The sequence below is a fragment of the Variovorax sp. P5_A3 genome, from assembly GCF_056400665.1.
Genome location: NZ_JBFUKW010000018.1, coordinates 25,442 through 42,889, shown reverse-complemented (window position 1 = coordinate 42,889; position 17,448 = coordinate 25,442). Strand labels below are relative to the sequence as shown.

The following is a 17,448-nucleotide window of genomic DNA, read 5'->3' as shown; positions in this document are numbered from 1 at the left end:
CACGCAGTGCGCGCAGCCTGGGGGGGAGCCAATATATGAACCGATATCCGGTTTGGAAGTACGCGGTCATCGTGATCGTGCTGCTCGTGGGGTTGATCTACGCGCTGCCCAATTTCTTCGGCGAGGCGCCTGCGGTGCAGGTGTCGTCGGCCAAGTCGACGGTCAAGGTCGACGCAGGCACGCAAGCCCGTGTCGCCGAGGCGCTCAAGGCCGCCGAACTGACGCCCGACCTGTTGACCCTCGACGCCACTTCGGTGCGCGCGCGCTTCACCAACACCGACGATCAACTCAAGGCGCGCGACGTCTTGCAGCATGCGCTGGTGCCGGATCCGAGCGACCCGCCCTATGTGGTGGCGCTCAACCTGCTGTCGCGTTCGCCCTCCTGGTTGACGGCGCTCCACGCGTTTCCGATGTACCTGGGCCTCGACTTGCGCGGCGGCGTGGACTTCCTGTTGCAGGTCGACATGAAGGGTGCCATCGACAAGAAGGCCGAATCCTTCGCGAGCGACCTCCGCACCGGCCTGCGCGACAAGGGTGTCCGCGGCAGCGCGGTCAATCGCAACGGCCAGACCATCGAGATGCGCTTCCGCGATGCGGCCGGCGTGACGGCCGCCAAGGCCTTGCTCCAGGACCAGTTCGCGGACCTCTCCGCGGTCGAGAGCCAGGAAGGCAGCGACTACAAGCTCACCGTCTCGATCCGGCCCGAGGCGGCGCGGCGGCTGCAGGACGCGGCGCTCAAGCAGAACATCACGACCCTGCACAACCGGATCAACGAACTCGGCGTGGCCGAACCGGTGATCCAGCAGCAGGGCCTGGACCGCATCGTGGTGCAGCTGCCCGGCGTGCAGGACACAGCCAAGGCCAAGGACATCCTCGGCCGTACCGCGACGCTCGAGATGCGCCTCGTCGACGAAAGCGCCGAGGCGCGTGCCGCTGAACAGGGTGCGGGCCCGGTGCCATTCGGTTCCGAGAAATTCCTCGACCGGCAGGGCCGCCCCGTGATCGTCAAGAAGCAAGTGCTGGTAACGGGCGAGAACCTCACCGATGCGCAGCCCGGCTTCGATTCGCAGACCCAGCAGCCCAAGGTCGACCTGACCATGGACTCCAAGGGCGGGCGCATCATGCGAGACGTCAGCCGCGAGAACATGCACAAGCGCATGGCGATGCTGATCTTCGAGAAGGGCAAGGGCGAGGTGCTCACCGCTCCCTCGATCAACGGCGAACTGGGCAACCGATTCCAGATCTCGGGTTCGATGAGCGTCGTCGAGGCCAACGACCTCGCGCTGCTGCTGCGCGCCGGCTCGCTGGCCGCGCCGATGGAGATCATCCAGGAACGCACCATCGGCCCGAGCCTCGGGGCCGACAACATCAAGAAGGGCTTCGACAGCGTGATGTACGGCTTCGCCGCAATCATGGTGTTCATGTGCGTCTACTACGCGCTGTTCGGCCTTTTCTCGTCGATCGCGCTGGCGGTCAACCTGCTGCTGCTGGTGGCGATCCTGTCGATGCTGCAGGCCACCCTTACGCTGCCCGGCATCGCGGCCATGGCGCTCGCGATCGGCGTGGCCATCGACTCCAACGTGCTGATCAACGAGCGCATCCGCGAAGAACTCCGCGGCGGGGCGTCGCCGCAGGCGGCCATCCATGCCGGCTACGACCGCGCCTGGGGCACGATCCTCGACTCCAACGTGACCACGCTGATCGCCGGCATCGCACTGCTGGCCTTCGGCTCGGGCCCGATCCGCGGCTTCGCGGTGGTGCACTGCATCGGCATCGTCACTTCGATGTTCTCGGCGGTGTTCTTCTCGCGCGGCCTGGTGAACTTCTGGTACGGAAGCAAGAAGAAGCTCAAGTCCGTGTCCATCGGCACCGTCTGGAAGCCGTCCACCCAGACCGCGATCGACGCGAAATAAGGGACCCGAAAAATGGAATTCTTCCGAATCCACAGGACGATCCCGTTCATGCGCCACGCGCTGGTGCTGAACGCGATCTCGGTCGTCACTTTCCTGCTGGCCGTGTTCTTCCTGTTCCATCGCGGGCTGCACCTGTCGGTGGAGTTCACGGGCGGCACGGTCATGGAGGTCGCCTACCAGCAGTCGGTCGACGTCGGCAAGGTGCGCGAGACCATCGCCAAGCTCGGCTACCAGGACGTGCAGGTGCAGAACTTCGGCACCTCGCGCGACGTGCAAATCCGCCTGCCGGTGCAGAAGGGCCAGAGCTCGGCAGAGCAGAGCCAGCAGGTGATGGCGGCGCTCCAGGCGGTCGATCCGTCGGCGACGCTGCGCGGCAACGAGTTCGTCGGACCGCAGGTCGGCGAGGAGCTCACCACCAACGGCCTGAAGGCGCTGGGCATGGTGGTGGTCGGCATCATGATCTACCTGGCCTTCCGCTTCGAATGGAAGTTTGCGCTGGCCACGGTGCTGGCCAACCTGCACGACGTGGTGATCATCCTGGGCTTCTTCGCCTTTTTCCAGTGGGAGTTCTCGCTGGCGGTTCTGGCGGCGGTGCTGGCGGTGCTGGGCTATTCGGTCAACGAGTCCGTGGTCATCTTCGACCGGGTCCGCGAGAACTTCCGGCGCTATCGGAAGTTGACCACGCGCGAAGTGATCGACAACGCGATCACTTCGACCATCAGCCGGACCATCATCACGCACGGCTCGACCCAGCTCGTGGTGTTGTCGATGTTCTTCTTCGGCGGACCGACCCTGCATTACTTCGCGCTGGCACTGACCATCGGCATCCTGTTCGGCATCTACTCCTCGGCCTTCGTGGCGGCCGCGATCGCGATGTGGCTGGGCGTCAAGCGCGAGGATCTGGTCAAGGGACCGGTCAAGCGCGAAGGCGACCCGGACGATCCGAACGCGGGCGCCACTGTATGAGGTCGGCGAGCGCCGTGCCTGCTGGCCCGGGGCTTGCGTTTGGCATCGGTGTTGGGGTTGCCGAGCATTGCCGGCTCTTGTGCGGTTACGCTTCCCGATGCAAGCTCGTGCTTGTCGACCCGATTTAATTGCCGACCTGACCATCCATGTCCACGCGGTCCCATGCCTCTTCTCTCCAACTCTCCCGCGAGACGCGCGAGCGTTTCGTCGCCGCCACCGAAGGGGTGATCGCGCCGGTCGCGACTGCGATCGGCGAAAGGCTGGTGGCGCTGGCCACGCAAACCGGCAATGCCCGGGACATGCAGGAGAACCGCGACGGCTTCCTGGCCTTCCAGGCCCAGGGCGCCAATTGGGTGCAGCTTTCGCAGAACGCGTGGCGCAAGGCGCTGGCCAACAGCACGGCTGGCGGAACACCGTCCAACTCGCTGTCTCGCCTCGAACTGATCGGCGACGAGGTGGTGGAAACGAGCATCCTGTCGTCGCGGCTGGCCCAGTCGATCCAGGACAAGGCCAATTTCGAACTCAACGACCTGCGGTTGCGCATCCAGCATCTCGAGGGTACGCACGAACTTGAAGCCAAGGACATTCTCAAGCCCGAGGCGCTGGCCAAGGTGATGGTCGACCAGTGGCTGGCCTCCGGCCTGAGCCGCGGCCTCTGGACCAAGGTGCAGGACCAGGTGCAGATTCACATGGTCGACGCGGTCGTCAAGGCCTACAAGGATGCCAACGCCTTCCTGGTCGCCAAGGACGTGATGCCCGAGATCGACCTGAAGAGCTTCGTCCGGCGCACAGGCTCTGCCAATTCCGGCAATGCGGCGCTTGGCGGCAGCTTCGCGGGCAGCCATGCAGGCGGCGGCAGTTCGGCCATGGGCATGACCGTCCAGCAACCGGCCATGCGCGGCGGTTTCGGTGCGCCCGCGGGAAGCTTTGCGCCGGCGGCCATCGGCGTCGGCATGGGACGCGGCGCCGCGGGCGGATCCGCCTATGCGGGTGGTGACACCATGGTCGCCTCCGGCGGGTCGCCCCTGCTGATGGCACGGCAACGCGCGCAGGGCGTGCTGCTCAATCTCAAGCGCTTCGTGAGCGCGCGCATCGGCGGGGATATCACCCAGCGTCGCTCGTCCGCGCCCGGCGAAATGGTGGAAGGCGGCGGCGAAGGAGGTGGAGGCGGCGGTGGCGGCGCTATGGCCGGCGGCTCGCCCGCGTTCGTGGCGGCCATCGCGGACGCGGAGGCGGCCTATCAGGTCGCCGCTTCGCATTACGTGGTCGGCGACGAAGCGACCGCGATCCACAATGCGTCGGCCGAACTGCGCCGCCGCACCAGCGAACTCAAGAAGAAGGCGCCGACGACCGCGGACAAGGCGACCGTCGAGATCGTGGCGCTGATGTTCCAGGCCATCCTGGCCGAAGAGCGCATTCCCTTTTCTGCCCGCGTCTGGTTCGCGCGGCTCCAGATGCCGGTCCTGCGCGTGGCCATCGCGGAGCCGGAGTTCTTCGGCACTCTGCAGCACCCCGCGCGCATGCTGATCGACCGCATGGGCTCGTGCGTGATGGGCTTCGACGCCGCCGCCATCTCGGGCAGCGCGCTCGAAGGCGAGATCCGTCGCGTCGTGCAGGTGATCGAGCAGTATCCCGAAACCGGCCAGCGCGTCTTCAAGCTGGTGTTCGACGAATTCGTCGTCTTCCTCAACAAGTACCTCACGCAAAGCGACACCACCCAGCGGGTGATGAGCGTGGCGCAGCAGGTCGAGCAGAAGGAGACGATGGCGATCCAGTACACCATCGAGTTGCGCAAGATGCTCAACGACATGCCGGTGCGCGAGGAGATCCGCGAATTCCTGTTCAAGGTCTGGGCCGAAGTCCTGGCGATTGCGGCCCTGCGCTACGGCCCCCAGGACGAGCAGACGGTGACGCTGAAGCGTTCCGCCTCCGATCTCGTCTGGGCCGCCAGCGCCAAGCCGAACCGCAACGACCGCACCCGCGTGATCCAGGACCTGCCCAAGCTGCTCCAGCGCCTCCGTCAGGGCATGACGCTGCTCGGCATCGTGGGCGAGCCGCAGGAGGCGCACATCAAGACGATCGGCGCGACGCTCTCGGACGCCTTCCTGTCGAAGACCGAGGCCATCCCGCCCGCCAAGATCGAGGCCATGGCGAAGCGCCTCGCCAACCTCGAGGACTTCGTGTCCGACGAAAACGCGACCGACCTGCCGCTCGACGCCGCCAGCATCGAGCTCCTGCTCGGGGTCGATGCCGCGTCGATCGAGGTCGTGCCCGACACCGGCACCAAGGTCGGCGAAGACATGCTCGCCTGGGCGCACGAACTGCAGGTCGGCACCTGGTTCATGCTCGACCACAACGACAAGGTGAGCCAGGTCCAGTTCGTGTGGCGCAGCGACCGCAAGCAACTGCACCTGTTCGCGTCCAGCGATGGCCGCAGCTTCTTGATCCAGGTCGGAAGACTGGCGTCCTACCTGCAGGCAGGCTTGTTAGTGCCGGCCGAAGAGGAAACGCTTACGGTCCGCGCCACCCGCGAGGCCCTCGCAAAACTCGACGCCAACCCCGAACGCCTCTTGAACTGACCCCGGCCGGCGCAGCCAGGCCCGTTGGTAAAACACCGCGGAACCGGCTCCGCCGGGCCGCCGGTGTTGCCCCCGGTAGGGGGTAGGCGAAGCGACACGAAGTGCGCGCAGCCTGGGGGCGAGTTCAGTAACACCGCGGGACCGGCTCCGCCGGGCCGCCGGTGTTGCCCCCGGTCAGGGGGTAGGCGAAGCGACACGAAGTGCGCGCAGCCTGGGGGCGAGCAACTAGTGCGCTACTCGGGCGGCGGAGTCGTCGCAGAGTTCGTCCAGCACCAGCGCGTCGGGCTCGACGCCGGTGCTCCAATGCACCATCAACACGATGATCTTGAGTTCGTCGAGCGCCAGCGGATCGCCCGGCGTTGCCATCGCGCGCTCGATCACGATTTCACGCATGCCGGCAGGCAGGACGCCGGAGGACTCGAGAAAGCTGACGAAGCCGAGGCACTCTGCGCCGATGTGCTCCTGCTCGGCGCCCGAATAGACGCGCATCGAGCCGGGTGACTGCGGGATCACTTCGGTGTCCGCGCTGCGAACGCTCACGGTTGCGGAGACGCCGTCGGCGTGCCGGCTGAGCTGCACGCCCTGAGTCGCGAGGCTCAGGCCGTCGAGCCAGTGCAACGCGTCGCGGATTTCCTCCGCGTCGAAGCCCTGCGCGCTGAGCTTGCGGCCCAGTTGTTCGGGTTGGGGACACGCATCGCCGCGCCAGTAGTTTTCGTAGACAAACACGAGCACTTCGAACATGGAGCCAATATAGCCCACCCGGCGCGTCGCGTCGCGCATTGCGAGTTGCGCGAACACGACGCCGCGCGTAGGGCCCGATGGTCAGCCGAGCGCGACGCGCTGGAACAATCCGCCCGGCAAGCGCGCGACGCTGCCGGCAAGTTCGAGCTCGAGCAGTTGCACCTGCAGGTCGGCTGCGCTGTAACCGGTGCGTGCGCAGAGCACGTCGAGGCTCACCGGATCGAAGCCAAGTTCGCGCAGCAACGGGGATTCGCTCGCCGGGTCGCTCTGCGGGCCGGCTGCGCCGCCGACGCGGGGCGACACGTTGTCGAAGCGGAGCTCTTCGAGGACGTCCTGGACCGACTCGACCAGTTTCGCCCCCTGACGAATCAATGCGTGGCAGCCACGTGATTGAGGCGAATGGATCGAGCCCGGAATCGCGAAGACCTCCCGGCCTTGCTCGACGGCGAGCCTCGCAGTGATGAGCGAACCGGATTTGAGTGCGGCTTCCACGACCAGCGTGCCGCCGGTGAGCCCCGCGATGATGCGATTGCGCTTCGGGAAATTCTGGTTGAGTGGCGGCGTGCCCAGCGCGTACTCGCTGACGATCAATCCCTGGGCCGCGATTCGATGCGCCAGGTCCCGGTGCCGGGCCGGATAGACCCGGTCCAGCCCGGTGCCTACCACCGCCACCGTCGCAAGCCGGTGGCTGCCTTGGGCTGCTTCCAATGCGCCCTCATGGGCAGCACCGTCGATGCCGAGCGCCAGGCCCGACACCACCGTGATTCCCGCTTCGCCGAAGGCTCGCGCAAACGCCCGCGCGCTCTCCGTACCCTGCGATGTGGGATTGCGGCTGCCGACCATGGCGATGCTGCGACCGAGTTGCGTGAGATCGAATTCGCGCGCACCGAGCAGGTAGAGCATCAGCGGCGGATCCGCCGTCTCGAGCAACGACGCCGGATAGCCGGCATCCCCCAGGGTCAGGATGCGCCGAGTCGCGCCCTGGCTGTCGGTGCGCTGCAGCCAGTCGAGCGTGTTGGCGACCAGCGCCGGCAGTTCCGGCGGCTCCCGGAGCAACGCCTGCACCTGCGCCTCCGTCGCGACCTGCTGGAGTGCGTCGGGCGTCTGGCGGAAAACGTCGGCGGGCAGGCCGAAGGCGGCGAGCAGCTTGCGGCCGGCGGCGTTGCCGATGCCCGGCGTCAGCGAAAGGCGCAGCCAGCCTGCGAGTTCTTCATGCTCCACGCGAAAGCGAAGCGGCCATCAGGGGTTGACCAGCAAGTCGCCGGGCTTCGGCGCATCGCTGATCTCGAGCACCAGTGCGTAGGAGGCCTTCTCGAACGGGCGGAACACCATCAGCAGGCCGATGCGCTCGTTCGGCAGCTTCACGACTTGCTTGCCGTCGTAGTTCGGGTTGGACGCACGGTCGACGATGGTTTCGCCGTTCTTGAGGATGGCCAGCACATGACCGGCCTCAATGCCGTCGCGCGTGCCCTTGTTGATCACGACGATCTGGTTCTGCGTCACGAACTGCACGGCATTACCGTACACCGAGACGATGCGGCCGTTGATCACCTGTTCAGGCGCGCGCGGCGCGTAGCTCATCAGCTGGCGTTGGGGTTCCGGCAGCAGGCGGTCGCCGGCGCGCATTTCCTCGCGTGCCGCAATGATGTCGATGGTCGCCGGGACGACGTTCACCACTTCCTTGCCTTCGACCAACTGCCCTTCGACCGACTGGCTGCGCTTGAGTTGGGCCCGGCCGAGGTACGCGGCCTCGTAGCCAAGGAGTTCGCCCGTCGCCGGGTCGGTCAGCGGCGTCGCGTTGCGGAAGATGCGGAAGGTCTGGATCGGGCCGGCCGCCTCCATCAGTGGCGAATTGGTATCGCCCAGCGCATACGCACGGTCGCCGCGGGCCAGGAGCACGCGGCTGTCGTTGCCGGCCACGATGTGCGGCGCGCTCGCGAGCGTGTTGTCGTCGATGATGATCGGCTCGCTCAGGAAGGGCTCGATCAGGCTCGGATTGAGCGTCGGCAGCGCCATGCCCGACAGCGATTCGTAGCGCGTGCGCGGCGACAGCTTGACCGTGCCTTCGGGCCCGCCGGAACCGCGGCGCGTGCTCAGGCGGGCGCGGCCGCCGGTCTTGTCGAGATAGAGCACCTGGCCCGGATAGATCCGGTGCGGGTTCGAGATCTCGCTGATGTTCATGCCCCACAACTCCGGCCAGCGCCACGGGCTGCGCAGATAGAGCCGTGAAATGGCCCAGAGCGTGTCGCCAGGCTTCACCGTGTATTCGTCCGGCGCATTCGGTGCGAGTTCGCTCACCGGAATGCCCGCCTGCGCCGTCTGCTGAGCCGTGGCCCGCTGCTGCGGCGTGACGGGATAGTTCTGCGCGAAAGCCGCCGTGCCACCCATGCTCGCCACGGTGATCGCCGTCAGCGTAGCGAAGAAGCTCGGACGCAGACCTTTGTTGATACGGAGTTTGTTCATGGTTTATGGTGGTGGCACGCGCTGCGCCGGGCAGCTTGTACGAATCCTCACAATTTGCTACGAATTTTGCGCTGAAGCCCTTGATTGGGCAACGTATATGACCTCGGAGCGCCTCGGCGCGTCGTGGAAATGGCGAAAATAGCGACAACTTTTCCTCGCTTTCATGGCCAAACGAACCATTTTGAGTTACCCCGACGCGCGACTGCATACGGTCGCGAAGCCAGTCCAGGGTGTGGATGCTCGCATCAAGACATTGGTCGCCGACATGCTGGAGACCATGTACGACGCCAACGGCATCGGTCTCGCGGCGACGCAGGTCGACGTGCATGAACGGCTGGTCGTCATCGATGTCTCCGAGGACCGTGACACGCCGATCGTCCTCATCAATCCCGAGATCGTCTGGGCCAGTGATGAAAAGGTTCTCAACGAAGAGGGCTGCCTCTCCGTGCCCGGCATCTATGACGGCGTCGAGCGCTCGACGGCGGTCCGCGTGACCGCACTCGATCTCGACGGCGAGCCACGGACCATCGAGGCCGAAGGGCTGCTGGCCGTCTGCATCCAGCACGAGCTGGACCACTTGCTCGGCAAGGTGTTCGTCGAATATCTTTCTCCGCTCAAGCGCAATCGCATCAAGAGCAAGCTGCTCAAGCAGCAGCGCGAAGACCAGAAACTCGAACAACGAGAAGGAAGACGTTGATGTTCAGATCCCTGGGGCTACTGGTGTTGGCGGCGGTCCTGGCGGGCTGTGTCAGCGAACCAACCCGGCTGCCACTGGGCACCGACCGAGCGACGACTCTGGACCGACTGGGCAAGCCGACCAGCACCTATCCGCTGCCCGGCGGCGGCGAGCGTTTCCAATATTCGCGGGCGCCCTCGGGCTACGCGGTGACCAACATCGACATCGACGCGAGTGGAAAAGTCTTCTCCATCCGGCAGGAACTCTTCGAAGGCCTGTTCGACAGCACCATCAAGCCCGGCGAGTGGCGCACCGAGGATGTGCTGCGCACCTACGGTCGCCCCTTCGAGATCTCGCGGGTGACTTCCTTCGACGGCGAAGTCTGGGCCTGGCACTTCAAGTCGCTCAACAATCGGCGACTGCTCTATATCTATATCGATCCAACAGGGTTCGTCGACCACTATCACACCGCGGACGAACTGTTTCGCGATACTGAAACGGGTCGGTGAGCGGCACATGAGGTTGGTTTTTGCGGGCACGCCCGAGTTCGCCCGCGTTGCGCTTGAAGCGATCGCCGGCGCAGGCTTCGACATCGTGCGGGTACTGACCCAGCCCGACCGGCCCGCCGGCCGCGGAATGAAGCTCCAGGCCTCTCCCGTCAAGCAATTCGCGGTGGGCCGCAACTGGCCCGTCGCCCAGCCGCGCAGCCTTCGGCTCGACGGCAAGTACCCCGAAGACGCCGCCGCCGCGCGCACCGCCATTGCTGACGCGAAGGCCGACGTGATGGTCGTCGCCGCTTACGGCCTGATTCTTCCCCAATGGGTGCTCGACGCACCGCGCCTCGGCTGCCTCAACATCCACGCGAGCCTCCTGCCGCGCTGGCGGGGCGCGGCGCCCATTCACCGCGCGATCGAAGCAGGCGACGCCGACACCGGCGTGACCATCATGCAGATGGATGCCGGCCTCGACACCGGCGACATGCTGTTGCGCGAGTCGCTGACGATCGGCGACGACACCACGGCGCGCCTGCACGACCGGCTGGCCGCGCTGGGCGGGCGGATGATCGTCGACGCGCTGCGTCAGGCCGAAGCCGGGACGCTGCACGCGGAACCCCAGCCCTCCGAGGGCGTGACCTACGCCCACAAGGTCGAGAAAGCCGAGGCGCAGGTGGATTGGACGCTGGACGCCGCGACGATCGTGCGCCGCGTCCGCGCCTTCGACCCGTTCCCCGGCGCCAGTAGCGCGCTCGATGGCGAGACCGTGAAGCTCTGGGCCGCAGAGGCCCAGGCAGGCGCGCCGGTCGAAGTGCCCGGCACGGTGCTCGCGGTGACGCCTTCAGGCATCACCGTGGCCGCAAAGGGCTCCCTGGTTACTCTGACTGAACTGCAACGCGCCGGCGGCAAACGCCTGCCGGTGGCCGACTTCCTGCGCGGCTTCGACGTGAAGCCCGGCCAGGTCTTCGGCTGATGTTCCTTTCCCCTTCGATCCGTCGCCAGCCGGAGTTCGGCCAGGGCGTGCGCGACATGTCTTCCGCCGCAGTGGGCATCGGCGCCTGGGGCCTGATGACCGGGGTGGCCATGCTCAAGGCGGGAATGAGCGTCTTCGAGTCCATCGCGATGACCTTGCTGGTCTACGCCGGCAGTTCCCAGCTCGCGGCCATTCCGCTGCTGATCGCGGGCGCGCCGGCCTGGGTCGTGCTGGCGACGGGCTTCTGCGTCAACTTGCGCTTCGTCGTCTTCAGCCTGCACCTGCGCCCCTACCTCATGCACATGCCGCGCTGGCGGCGCATGACACACGGCTACCTCACGGCCGACATGAGCTATGCGCTCTTCACGCGGAAGTATCCGCAGCCGCCCGTGACGGAGGCCGAGAAGCAGTCGCAGGAGGCCTACCTCACGGGCAACTACTTCGTGACGTGGTGCGCGTGGATGGGCATGAGCCTGCTCGGCATCGTGCTCGCGAACATGATCCCGCAGAGCTGGGGGCTGGGCTTTGCCGGCGTGCTGAGCCTTGTCGCGATCGTCTGCTCCATGGCGACCACGCGACTGCGCCTGCTGGCGGCCCTGATCGCCGGGGTCACGGCCGTGGCAGCGTACGCATTGCCGCTCAAGCTGAACATCGTGACGGGCATCGGCGTTGCCGTGCTGCTGTGCTTCTGGCTCGAGAAGCAGTTCGGGCTCGATCCCGATGCAGAGGACGACAAATGATCCACGGCGGCGAAACCGATCTGTGGACCCTGGCCGTGATCATCGGCCTGGCCGGCGTCACCGTGCTCACGCGTTGCTTCTTCTTCATTCTCGACCGGCCCTGGGGCCTGCCGGAGTGGGCGCACCGCGCATTGCACTACGCGCCGGTCGCCGCGCTGGCGGCGGTGATCATTCCCGAGATCGTCATGACGCAGGGCCATCTGATTTCGACCTTGAAGGATGCGCGGCTCTACGGGGCTGCGGCCGGCGCGGCGTACTTCTTCTGGCGGCGTGGCGTGCTGGGGACGATGCTGGCGGGGATGGCGATCTACCTCCCACTGCACCTGGGGCTGGGCTGGTAGTCAGTCCAGCTGCACCCCCGCCGTCTTGATGATCTGCCCCCAGCGCTCGCTTTCCGCCCTCGACAGCTTGTAGAAATCCTGCGGCGTTCCCGGGAGCGCCTCGAAGCCGAATTCCGAGAACAGCTTCACCACCTTCGGCGCCTGCATCGCCTTCTTCAATTCGCTATTGATGCGGTTCACGGCTTCCGGCGGCATGCCGGCCGGGCCGATGAGCCCGTGGAAGGCATAGGCGTTGACGTCCTTGTAGCCCAGCTCCGCAAAGGTCGGCACATCGGGCAGCGCGCTCGCCCGCTGCGGCAGGGCGATCGCCAGCACCCGCACCTTGCCCGACTTGATGATCGGCAGTCCGGATGCGAGGTCCAGCATCATGGTCGGCACCTGCCCGCCCATGATGTCGGTCATCGCGGGCGCAGCGCCCTTGTACGGCACGTGCTGGATGCTGATGCCTGCCTTCTGCTTGAAGAGTTCCATCGCCATGTGGTGCGGCGAGCCGTTGCCGGGCGAGGCGTAGCTCACGCTGTCGGGATGGGCCTTCACGTAGCTCACGAATTCCGCGACCGTCTTGGCCGGGAAGTCGGGATGGACCACCAGCGCGACGGGGAAGCGGCCGATGGTGCCGATGTAGGTGAAGTCGGTGGCGGGCTTGTACGGGAGCTTGGCGAACATGTGCTCGTTGAACAGCAGCGCCGCGTTCTCGGCCTGCATGATCGTGTAGCCGTCGGGCTTGGCCTGCATCAGCACCGAGACGCCGATGTTGGTCGACGCGCCCGGACGGTTGTCGATGACGATCGGCTGGCCGAGCGATGGCTGCATCGCATCGGCGAGCGCACGCGCGAGGTTGTCGGTTCCGCCGCCTGCCACGTAGGGGACGATCCAGCGCACGGGCTGGCTGGGATACGCGGTCTGCGCGGGCGCATGGCTGGCCGCCGCGAGCGTCAGGCCGGCGGCGAGCAGTTGCAGGAATCGTTTCATCGTTTGTCTCCGGGGTTGAAGGAAATCTGGAATCAGCCGCGCAGGGTCTGCCACAGCGCGCGGTCGCGGTCCGCCGTCCACACGACGGGGTGCTCGATGCCGCGCAGTTCGTCATAGGCGCGCGACACGTCGAAGGGCAGTACGTGCTGGAAAACGGGCCAGTCGCCGAAGCGCGGCTTCATGGCCTTCTCGGCGCGCTCGAAGCAACCGCGGAGGCTGTCGCCTGCGTCGATGCCTGAGCGCACGCTGCCAATCAGTGTGGACAGAAAGCCCTTCGTGAGTTCGATCGCTTCGGCGCATGCCGCCTCGCCCTTCAGCACGGCGCCGCGGCCGGGCACGAGCACTTGGGACCTGAGTGCCGCGACGGCATCGAGCGTGCCGGCCCAGTCCTGGATATAGGCATCACCGGCATAGACCCCGCAGCGGTTCTCGACGACATCGCCGGAGAACAGAACGCCGCAGTCAGGCAGCCACGCGACGGTGTCGCCACCCGAATGGCCACGGCCGAGGCACATCAGCCGCACTTCGCGGGTGCCGAGCCACAAGCTCATCTCGCGTTCGAATGCCATGGTCGGGACCGTGAGCCCCGGGATCTCCTCGACGCCGGCGAAGAGACGCGGAAAGCGACCGACTTCCGAATCGAAATCGGCCTGCCCGCGCTCGCGAACCCAGTCCAGCGTGCCCTGGCTGGCGATGATGGCCTGCACTTCGTCGAAGGCGCTCGCGCCCATCACGCGCACCGCGTGATAGTGCGTCAGAACAATGAACTTGATCGGCTTGTCGGTAACGGCGCGGATGTCGGCCAGGAAGTCGCGCGCCATGCGCGGCGTGGGCCGGGTGTCGATCAACACGACGTGCTCGTCGCCGACGATGAAGCCGCAGTTGGGATCGAAGTCGCTGATGTAGCCGTACACGTTGGGTGCGAGCTCGCGGACTTGCGGCTTCTGCTCGCGGGTGTCGGAGGCGGAGGCGAAGGAGACGGTTGCGTTCATGCGGGGCTTTGTGTGACGGGATGGGTGGACTCGCCGCTCTCGCGCGCCGCGGCGATGCAGTCCAGCAGCACGGACTGGTCGCCGCACTGGTTGGCAAGCAGGAGCACGAGACGGGCATTGAAGTCGCCGCTTTGGGATTCGGTCAGTCCTTCGATGGCGCCGACCCAGGCCGCATAGAAGCCGTCGGGATCGGGGATGTGGGGCTCGGTGATCATGGCGTTCTGTCTTTCTCAGCGATGGGCCAGCGCGGTATGAACCGCGGCCGAAATCGATGCGGGCGTCGGATGGCTCAGCACCGCGGCGCGATAGGCGTCAGGGCGCACGAGGCACAGGCTGCCGGCCGCCGGATTGCCGAGTTGGCGCGCCAGCGCATCGTCGGGCTGCAGCGTGGGCAGGTGGCTGTCGCCGCCTACGGCCACGAGGCGAAGCGGTAATGACGCAGCGGTGTCGGCCGCAACTGCAGCTTGCGCGCGAGTCGGTGCGAACCAGAGGCCGAGGCATTGTGTGCCGTCGGCCAGCAGGTCCATCAGCGTGGCCTGCGTTCCGTCCATGCGCCGCAGCGGGAGGTTCTGCACCGTCCGCGCGCCTTCGGGCAGATGGGGTGCGACGGGATACTCGTTGGCGACCGACATGCGACCCGTGTTCACGAGCGCCCGAGCGAAAGCATGACGCGATGCAAGCGCGACCACCGCACGTCGCAGGGTGTGCTCGGCCGGCGATCGCGGCGCGAGGAATCGCGCCGACCGGCTGGTGACGCGGAGGTTCTCCGCCGCAGCCGGGCGCCGCTCGGCATCGTAGGTGTCGAGCAGTGCGTCATCCGCCTGCCCCTGCGCGACCAGTGCCAGCTTCCAGCCGAGATTGGCCGCGTCCTGGATGCCACTGTTGCCGCCTCGCGCGCCGAAGGGGCTCACGACATGCGCCGAATCGCCGATGAAGAGGATGCGGCCATGCCGGAAGTTGTCGAGCAGGTGATCGCGATAGCCATAGGGCCCGATCCAGACGAACTCGAACTCCACGCCCGGTCCGAGCTGCTCCCGCAAGCGCGCGCCGGCCACTTCCGGCTTGCTGATGTGGGCCGTGTCGCAGTTCTCGGGCATCTGGTAGTCGATGCGCCAGACGCCGTCGCCCATCAGGTGCTGCCAGACGGCGCGGCCTTCGTTGAAACTTGCGTCGACCCAGGTCCAGCGTTCGGTCGGCAGCGGCTTCTTGAAGCGCACGTCGCTGATGCACCAGCGGTCGGTGCTGCGCGACGGATGCGCATCGATGCCGAGCTGGGTGCGGATCGGGCTGTTGGCGCCGGTCGCGTCGATCAGGTGATCCGCCTCGATCGTGTAGTTGCCGGCCGGGGTTTCGACCTGCACCCGGACGCCGTCGGCGAGCGGCGTCGCTTGCGTCACGCGGTTCTTCCATCGCAGGTCGGTCAGGCCGAGTTCGAGAATGCGGTCGACCAGGAACCACTCGACGTAGAACTGCTGCAGGTTGATGAAGGGCGGCTGCACCGAGACGCTGTCGGTCTTCAGGTTGAAGTTGTAGACCTCCTGCTCGCCGGAGAAGGTGCGGCCGAAGGACCAGGTGATACCTTTCCCGGCGATGCGCTCGTAGACGCCGAGACGCGCGAAGATCTCCAGGCTCTTCTGCGCGTAGCAGATGCCGCGCGACGAGGCACCGCGCACGCCGACCGTGTCGTCCTCGTCCAGCAGCACGGCGCGCACGCCGCGGCGTGCGAGGTCGCAGGCCAATGTCAGTCCGGCCGGGCCGGCGCCGACGATCACGATCGGATGGCGGGTGATGGTTTCGCGGTCCAGCTCGGGCGGCGGCACGAAGGGCCAGTGCGGCAGTTCGTATTCGGGGGCGAAGGCGTAGGTTTCCATCGGAATGTCGGGCGTGTTCACAGCGCGTGCGCCCATTCGGCAACCGCATCGGCAGCCTGAAGCACCAGCTCCGGCTGCCCGGCGAGGTAGTGGTTGCCGCCGACGATGTCGACGTTGCGGATGCGCGTGCCGCCCGCGGCCATCCATGCATCGCGCGTGCTCGGGAAGGTCGACTGGTCGCCCGTGTAGGTCAGCAGCAGCTTGGGCACCGTCGTGCGCGAGAGATTCGACGGACCGTCGGCCTGCGAGCGCGAGGACCATTGCGACAGGAACGCTGTCAGCGAGGTGGTGCGGCCCATCGCATTGGCCGAATAGTTCACCTGCCGTGCATCGCCCCAGACGCTGCCCGGTGCGCGATCGTTCGGATCGATCGACAGGTCCACGCATCGCGGATCCGCATGCGTGCGGTAGACGATGAAAGCCTGGTCGCGCGGCGCACCGGGCGTGCTGCGCAGCATCCGCAAGCGCTCCAGCGCCCAGTGCTCGATGCGGTCGAGGCGAGCCTTCTGGGCCGCACTGAAGCGTGCGAGGAATTCGGCGCTGTAAGGCACTTCGTGGCGCGCGTCGTACATGTCCAGCGCGGGGTCCACCGACATCGAATCGTGCTCGTCGGTGACAGAGGGATCGATCCAGTCGCGCATCAGCTTCGATCGGCCCTGATGCGCCGCGCACAGCGCGATGCCATCCACCGGCGGCAGGTCGCCGGGATGCAGGTGCGTCGGGTCGCCATCCGGAAAGTGGTGTGCCGTGAGCTTCTCTGCCTGCGACTGATAGAAGCTCGCCAGCGCGGCACCGCCCGAGTTGCCGATCAGCACGACCTTCTCGTACCCGGCCGCCCGCAGGAACTGCACACCAGCGCCCAGGTCCTGGATGGCGCGTTCCATCAGCAGTACCGTGTCGTTGCCCATGTAGCGCGAGTTCAGGCCCATGCAGCAGATGCCGCGCTCGGCCAGCGGGTCGATCAGGTAGTGGCCCATGAAATTGCTGGTGGGGTGCATCACGATCGCAGCGACCTTCTTCGGACCGCTCGGCGCGCGGTACGCGCCGTAGATGCGCGGGCGCAGCATCTGCAGGCCCGATTGGCTTTCCAGCGACGCACCGGGCTTGACGTCGATGACGGCCAGTTGCAGATCAGCCATGGTTCGCAGCCTTCCGCAATTCGGCCTTTCGCACCGTCCATGCGTCCAGCTCGGCGCGGGCGCGCTGTGCGTGGGCGTCCATTTCCGCCTTCGATACCGTGGGCGTGGTGAGTTCGAGGCGGATGCCGTTGGGGTCGAAGAAGTAGATCGACTCGATGATGTGATGGTCCGTGGGGCCCAGCACGTCGACGCCGGCCGCTTCGAGTCGGGCCTTCGCTGCCATCAGTTCATCGACCGAATCGACGCGCAGCGCGATGTGGTTGACCCACGCGGGCGTGTTGGGCGACGGAAGCGCTGCGACATCGTCTCCGAGATCGAAGAAGGCGAGGTGAGAGCCGTCCCGCATCTGGAAAAAGATGTGGACGTAAGGGCAGAACTCGCCCGTGCTGGGTACGTGATCGCTCTTGATCACGTGGGTCAGCGGGAGGCCCAGCAGGTCTTCGTAGAAGCGCCGGGTTTCTTCGCTGTCGCGGCAGCGCCAGGCAAAGTGGTGCAGGCCTTGCACCGGCACGGGTGATGTGGCGAGAGGCGCGGTCTCGGCGGGCATGGTTTGTCTCCATCAGGGGGGCTTGGAGGGATTGGGCCGTT

General features: G+C 66.4%; 17 protein-coding genes. 8 read left to right on the top strand and 9 right to left on the bottom strand.

The genetic code is table 11. The annotated features are described in order from the left end of the window. Window positions 1-35: 35 nt before the first annotated feature. From secD to AC1D3B_RS24280, 3 genes are all read left to right on the top strand, one after another. A complete protein-coding gene (gene secD, locus AC1D3B_RS24290) occupies window positions 36-1,913 on the top strand; it encodes a protein translocase subunit SecD (protein ID WP_478193234.1) in 1,878 nt (625 codons plus the stop codon). Window positions 1,914-1,925: 12 nt separating this feature from the next. Further along, window positions 1,926-2,879 (top strand): protein translocase subunit SecF, encoded by a 954-nt coding sequence (gene secF / locus AC1D3B_RS24285; RefSeq protein WP_478193233.1) that lies wholly within the window; start codon window positions 1,926-1,928, stop codon window positions 2,877-2,879. Between the two features lie 146 nt (window positions 2,880-3,025). Further along, complete coding sequence (locus AC1D3B_RS24280; protein ID WP_478193232.1) at window positions 3,026-5,458, top strand: DUF1631 family protein; 2,433 nt, start codon at window positions 3,026-3,028, stop codon at window positions 5,456-5,458. A gap of 225 nt (window positions 5,459-5,683) precedes the next feature. Here AC1D3B_RS24280 and AC1D3B_RS24275 read toward each other — a convergent pair whose 3' ends face one another. From AC1D3B_RS24275 to AC1D3B_RS24265, 3 genes are all read right to left on the bottom strand, one after another. Then, the gene (locus tag AC1D3B_RS24275) at window positions 5,684-6,199 is read right to left on the bottom strand and encodes a Smg family protein (RefSeq protein WP_478193309.1); all 516 of its coding nucleotides are present in this window, start codon (window positions 6,197-6,199) and stop codon (window positions 5,684-5,686) included. Between the two features lie 81 nt (window positions 6,200-6,280). Continuing rightward, a complete protein-coding gene (gene dprA / locus AC1D3B_RS24270) occupies window positions 6,281-7,420 on the bottom strand; it encodes a DNA-processing protein DprA (RefSeq protein WP_478193231.1) in 1,140 nt (379 codons plus the stop codon). Window positions 7,421-7,438: 18 nt separating this feature from the next. After that, on the bottom strand, window positions 7,439-8,662 hold the full coding sequence (locus AC1D3B_RS24265; RefSeq protein ID WP_478193230.1) for a LysM peptidoglycan-binding domain-containing protein: 1,224 nt from the start codon (window positions 8,660-8,662) through the stop codon (window positions 7,439-7,441). A gap of 163 nt (window positions 8,663-8,825) precedes the next feature. Here AC1D3B_RS24265 and def point away from each other — a divergent pair, with 163 nt between their 5' ends. Genes def through AC1D3B_RS24240 form a run of 5 tightly spaced genes read left to right on the top strand, consistent with a single transcriptional unit; the run spans window position 8,826 to window position 11,886 of the window. Beyond that, window positions 8,826-9,359 (top strand): peptide deformylase, encoded by a 534-nt coding sequence (gene def, locus AC1D3B_RS24260; protein ID WP_478193229.1) that lies wholly within the window; start codon window positions 8,826-8,828, stop codon window positions 9,357-9,359. Next, window positions 9,359-9,847 (top strand): hypothetical protein, encoded by a 489-nt coding sequence (locus AC1D3B_RS24255; protein ID WP_478193228.1) that lies wholly within the window; start codon window positions 9,359-9,361, stop codon window positions 9,845-9,847. The genes def and AC1D3B_RS24255 overlap by 1 nt, the downstream gene beginning before the upstream one ends. 7 nt (window positions 9,848-9,854) lie before the next feature. Then, window positions 9,855-10,805 (top strand): methionyl-tRNA formyltransferase, encoded by a 951-nt coding sequence (fmt, locus tag AC1D3B_RS24250; protein WP_478193227.1) that lies wholly within the window; start codon window positions 9,855-9,857, stop codon window positions 10,803-10,805. Continuing rightward, window positions 10,805-11,545, top strand: coding sequence for an AzlC family ABC transporter permease (locus AC1D3B_RS24245; RefSeq protein ID WP_478193226.1), 741 nt, complete (start codon window positions 10,805-10,807; stop codon window positions 11,543-11,545). The genes fmt and AC1D3B_RS24245 overlap by 1 nt, the downstream gene beginning before the upstream one ends. Continuing rightward, complete coding sequence (locus AC1D3B_RS24240; RefSeq protein WP_478193225.1) at window positions 11,542-11,886, top strand: AzlD domain-containing protein; 345 nt, start codon at window positions 11,542-11,544, stop codon at window positions 11,884-11,886. Before AC1D3B_RS24245 ends, AC1D3B_RS24240 begins: the two co-directional genes overlap by 4 nt. On the opposite strand, the gene AC1D3B_RS24235 is transcribed toward AC1D3B_RS24240, so the two are convergent. Genes AC1D3B_RS24235 through AC1D3B_RS24210 form a run of 6 tightly spaced genes read right to left on the bottom strand, consistent with a single transcriptional unit; the run spans window position 11,887 to window position 17,407 of the window. Then, complete coding sequence (locus AC1D3B_RS24235) at window positions 11,887-12,858, bottom strand: Bug family tripartite tricarboxylate transporter substrate binding protein (protein WP_478193224.1); 972 nt, start codon at window positions 12,856-12,858, stop codon at window positions 11,887-11,889. Between the two features lie 32 nt (window positions 12,859-12,890). Continuing rightward, the gene (locus AC1D3B_RS24230; RefSeq protein ID WP_478193223.1) at window positions 12,891-13,850 is read right to left on the bottom strand and encodes an MBL fold metallo-hydrolase; all 960 of its coding nucleotides are present in this window, start codon (window positions 13,848-13,850) and stop codon (window positions 12,891-12,893) included. After that, window positions 13,847-14,065, bottom strand: coding sequence for a DUF2783 domain-containing protein (locus AC1D3B_RS24225; protein ID WP_478193222.1), 219 nt, complete (start codon window positions 14,063-14,065; stop codon window positions 13,847-13,849). The genes AC1D3B_RS24230 and AC1D3B_RS24225 overlap by 4 nt, the downstream gene beginning before the upstream one ends. 15 nt (window positions 14,066-14,080) lie before the next feature. Then, window positions 14,081-15,721 (bottom strand): FAD-dependent oxidoreductase, encoded by a 1,641-nt coding sequence (locus tag AC1D3B_RS24220; protein WP_478193308.1) that lies wholly within the window; start codon window positions 15,719-15,721, stop codon window positions 14,081-14,083. Between the two features lie 17 nt (window positions 15,722-15,738). Next, window positions 15,739-16,860 (bottom strand): alpha/beta hydrolase family protein, encoded by a 1,122-nt coding sequence (locus AC1D3B_RS24215; RefSeq protein WP_478193221.1) that lies wholly within the window; start codon window positions 16,858-16,860, stop codon window positions 15,739-15,741. Further along, complete coding sequence (locus AC1D3B_RS24210) at window positions 16,853-17,407, bottom strand: VOC family protein (protein ID WP_478193220.1); 555 nt, start codon at window positions 17,405-17,407, stop codon at window positions 16,853-16,855. The genes AC1D3B_RS24215 and AC1D3B_RS24210 overlap by 8 nt, the downstream gene beginning before the upstream one ends. Between the last annotated feature and the right edge of the window lie 41 nt (window positions 17,408-17,448).

What these genes read in the sequence shown, in the direction of transcription:
- secD (WP_478193234.1), top strand. Translation starts at nt 36, where the DNA reads ATGAACCGATATCCGGTTTGGAAGTACGCGGTCATCGTGATCGTGCTG.
- secF (WP_478193233.1), top strand. Translation starts at nt 1,926, where the DNA reads ATGGAATTCTTCCGAATCCACAGGACGATCCCGTTCATGCGCCACGCG.
- AC1D3B_RS24280 (WP_478193232.1), top strand. Translation starts at nt 3,026, where the DNA reads ATGTCCACGCGGTCCCATGCCTCTTCTCTCCAACTCTCCCGCGAGACG.
- AC1D3B_RS24275 (WP_478193309.1), bottom strand. Translation starts at nt 6,199, where the DNA reads ATGTTCGAAGTGCTCGTGTTTGTCTACGAAAACTACTGGCGCGGCGAT.
- AC1D3B_RS24265 (WP_478193230.1), bottom strand. Translation starts at nt 8,662, where the DNA reads ATGAACAAACTCCGTATCAACAAAGGTCTGCGTCCGAGCTTCTTCGCT.
- def (WP_478193229.1), top strand. Translation starts at nt 8,826, where the DNA reads ATGGCCAAACGAACCATTTTGAGTTACCCCGACGCGCGACTGCATACG.
- AC1D3B_RS24255 (WP_478193228.1), top strand. Translation starts at nt 9,359, where the DNA reads ATGTTCAGATCCCTGGGGCTACTGGTGTTGGCGGCGGTCCTGGCGGGC.
- fmt (WP_478193227.1), top strand. Translation starts at nt 9,855, where the DNA reads ATGAGGTTGGTTTTTGCGGGCACGCCCGAGTTCGCCCGCGTTGCGCTT.
- AC1D3B_RS24245 (WP_478193226.1), top strand. Translation starts at nt 10,805, where the DNA reads ATGTTCCTTTCCCCTTCGATCCGTCGCCAGCCGGAGTTCGGCCAGGGC.
- AC1D3B_RS24240 (WP_478193225.1), top strand. Translation starts at nt 11,542, where the DNA reads ATGATCCACGGCGGCGAAACCGATCTGTGGACCCTGGCCGTGATCATC.
- AC1D3B_RS24235 (WP_478193224.1), bottom strand. Translation starts at nt 12,858, where the DNA reads ATGAAACGATTCCTGCAACTGCTCGCCGCCGGCCTGACGCTCGCGGCG.
- AC1D3B_RS24230 (WP_478193223.1), bottom strand. Translation starts at nt 13,850, where the DNA reads ATGAACGCAACCGTCTCCTTCGCCTCCGCCTCCGACACCCGCGAGCAG.
- AC1D3B_RS24225 (WP_478193222.1), bottom strand. Translation starts at nt 14,065, where the DNA reads ATGATCACCGAGCCCCACATCCCCGATCCCGACGGCTTCTATGCGGCC.
- AC1D3B_RS24220 (WP_478193308.1), bottom strand. Translation starts at nt 15,721, where the DNA reads ATGGAAACCTACGCCTTCGCCCCCGAATACGAACTGCCGCACTGGCCC.
- AC1D3B_RS24215 (WP_478193221.1), bottom strand. Translation starts at nt 16,860, where the DNA reads ATGGCTGATCTGCAACTGGCCGTCATCGACGTCAAGCCCGGTGCGTCG.
- AC1D3B_RS24210 (WP_478193220.1), bottom strand. Translation starts at nt 17,407, where the DNA reads ATGCCCGCCGAGACCGCGCCTCTCGCCACATCACCCGTGCCGGTGCAA.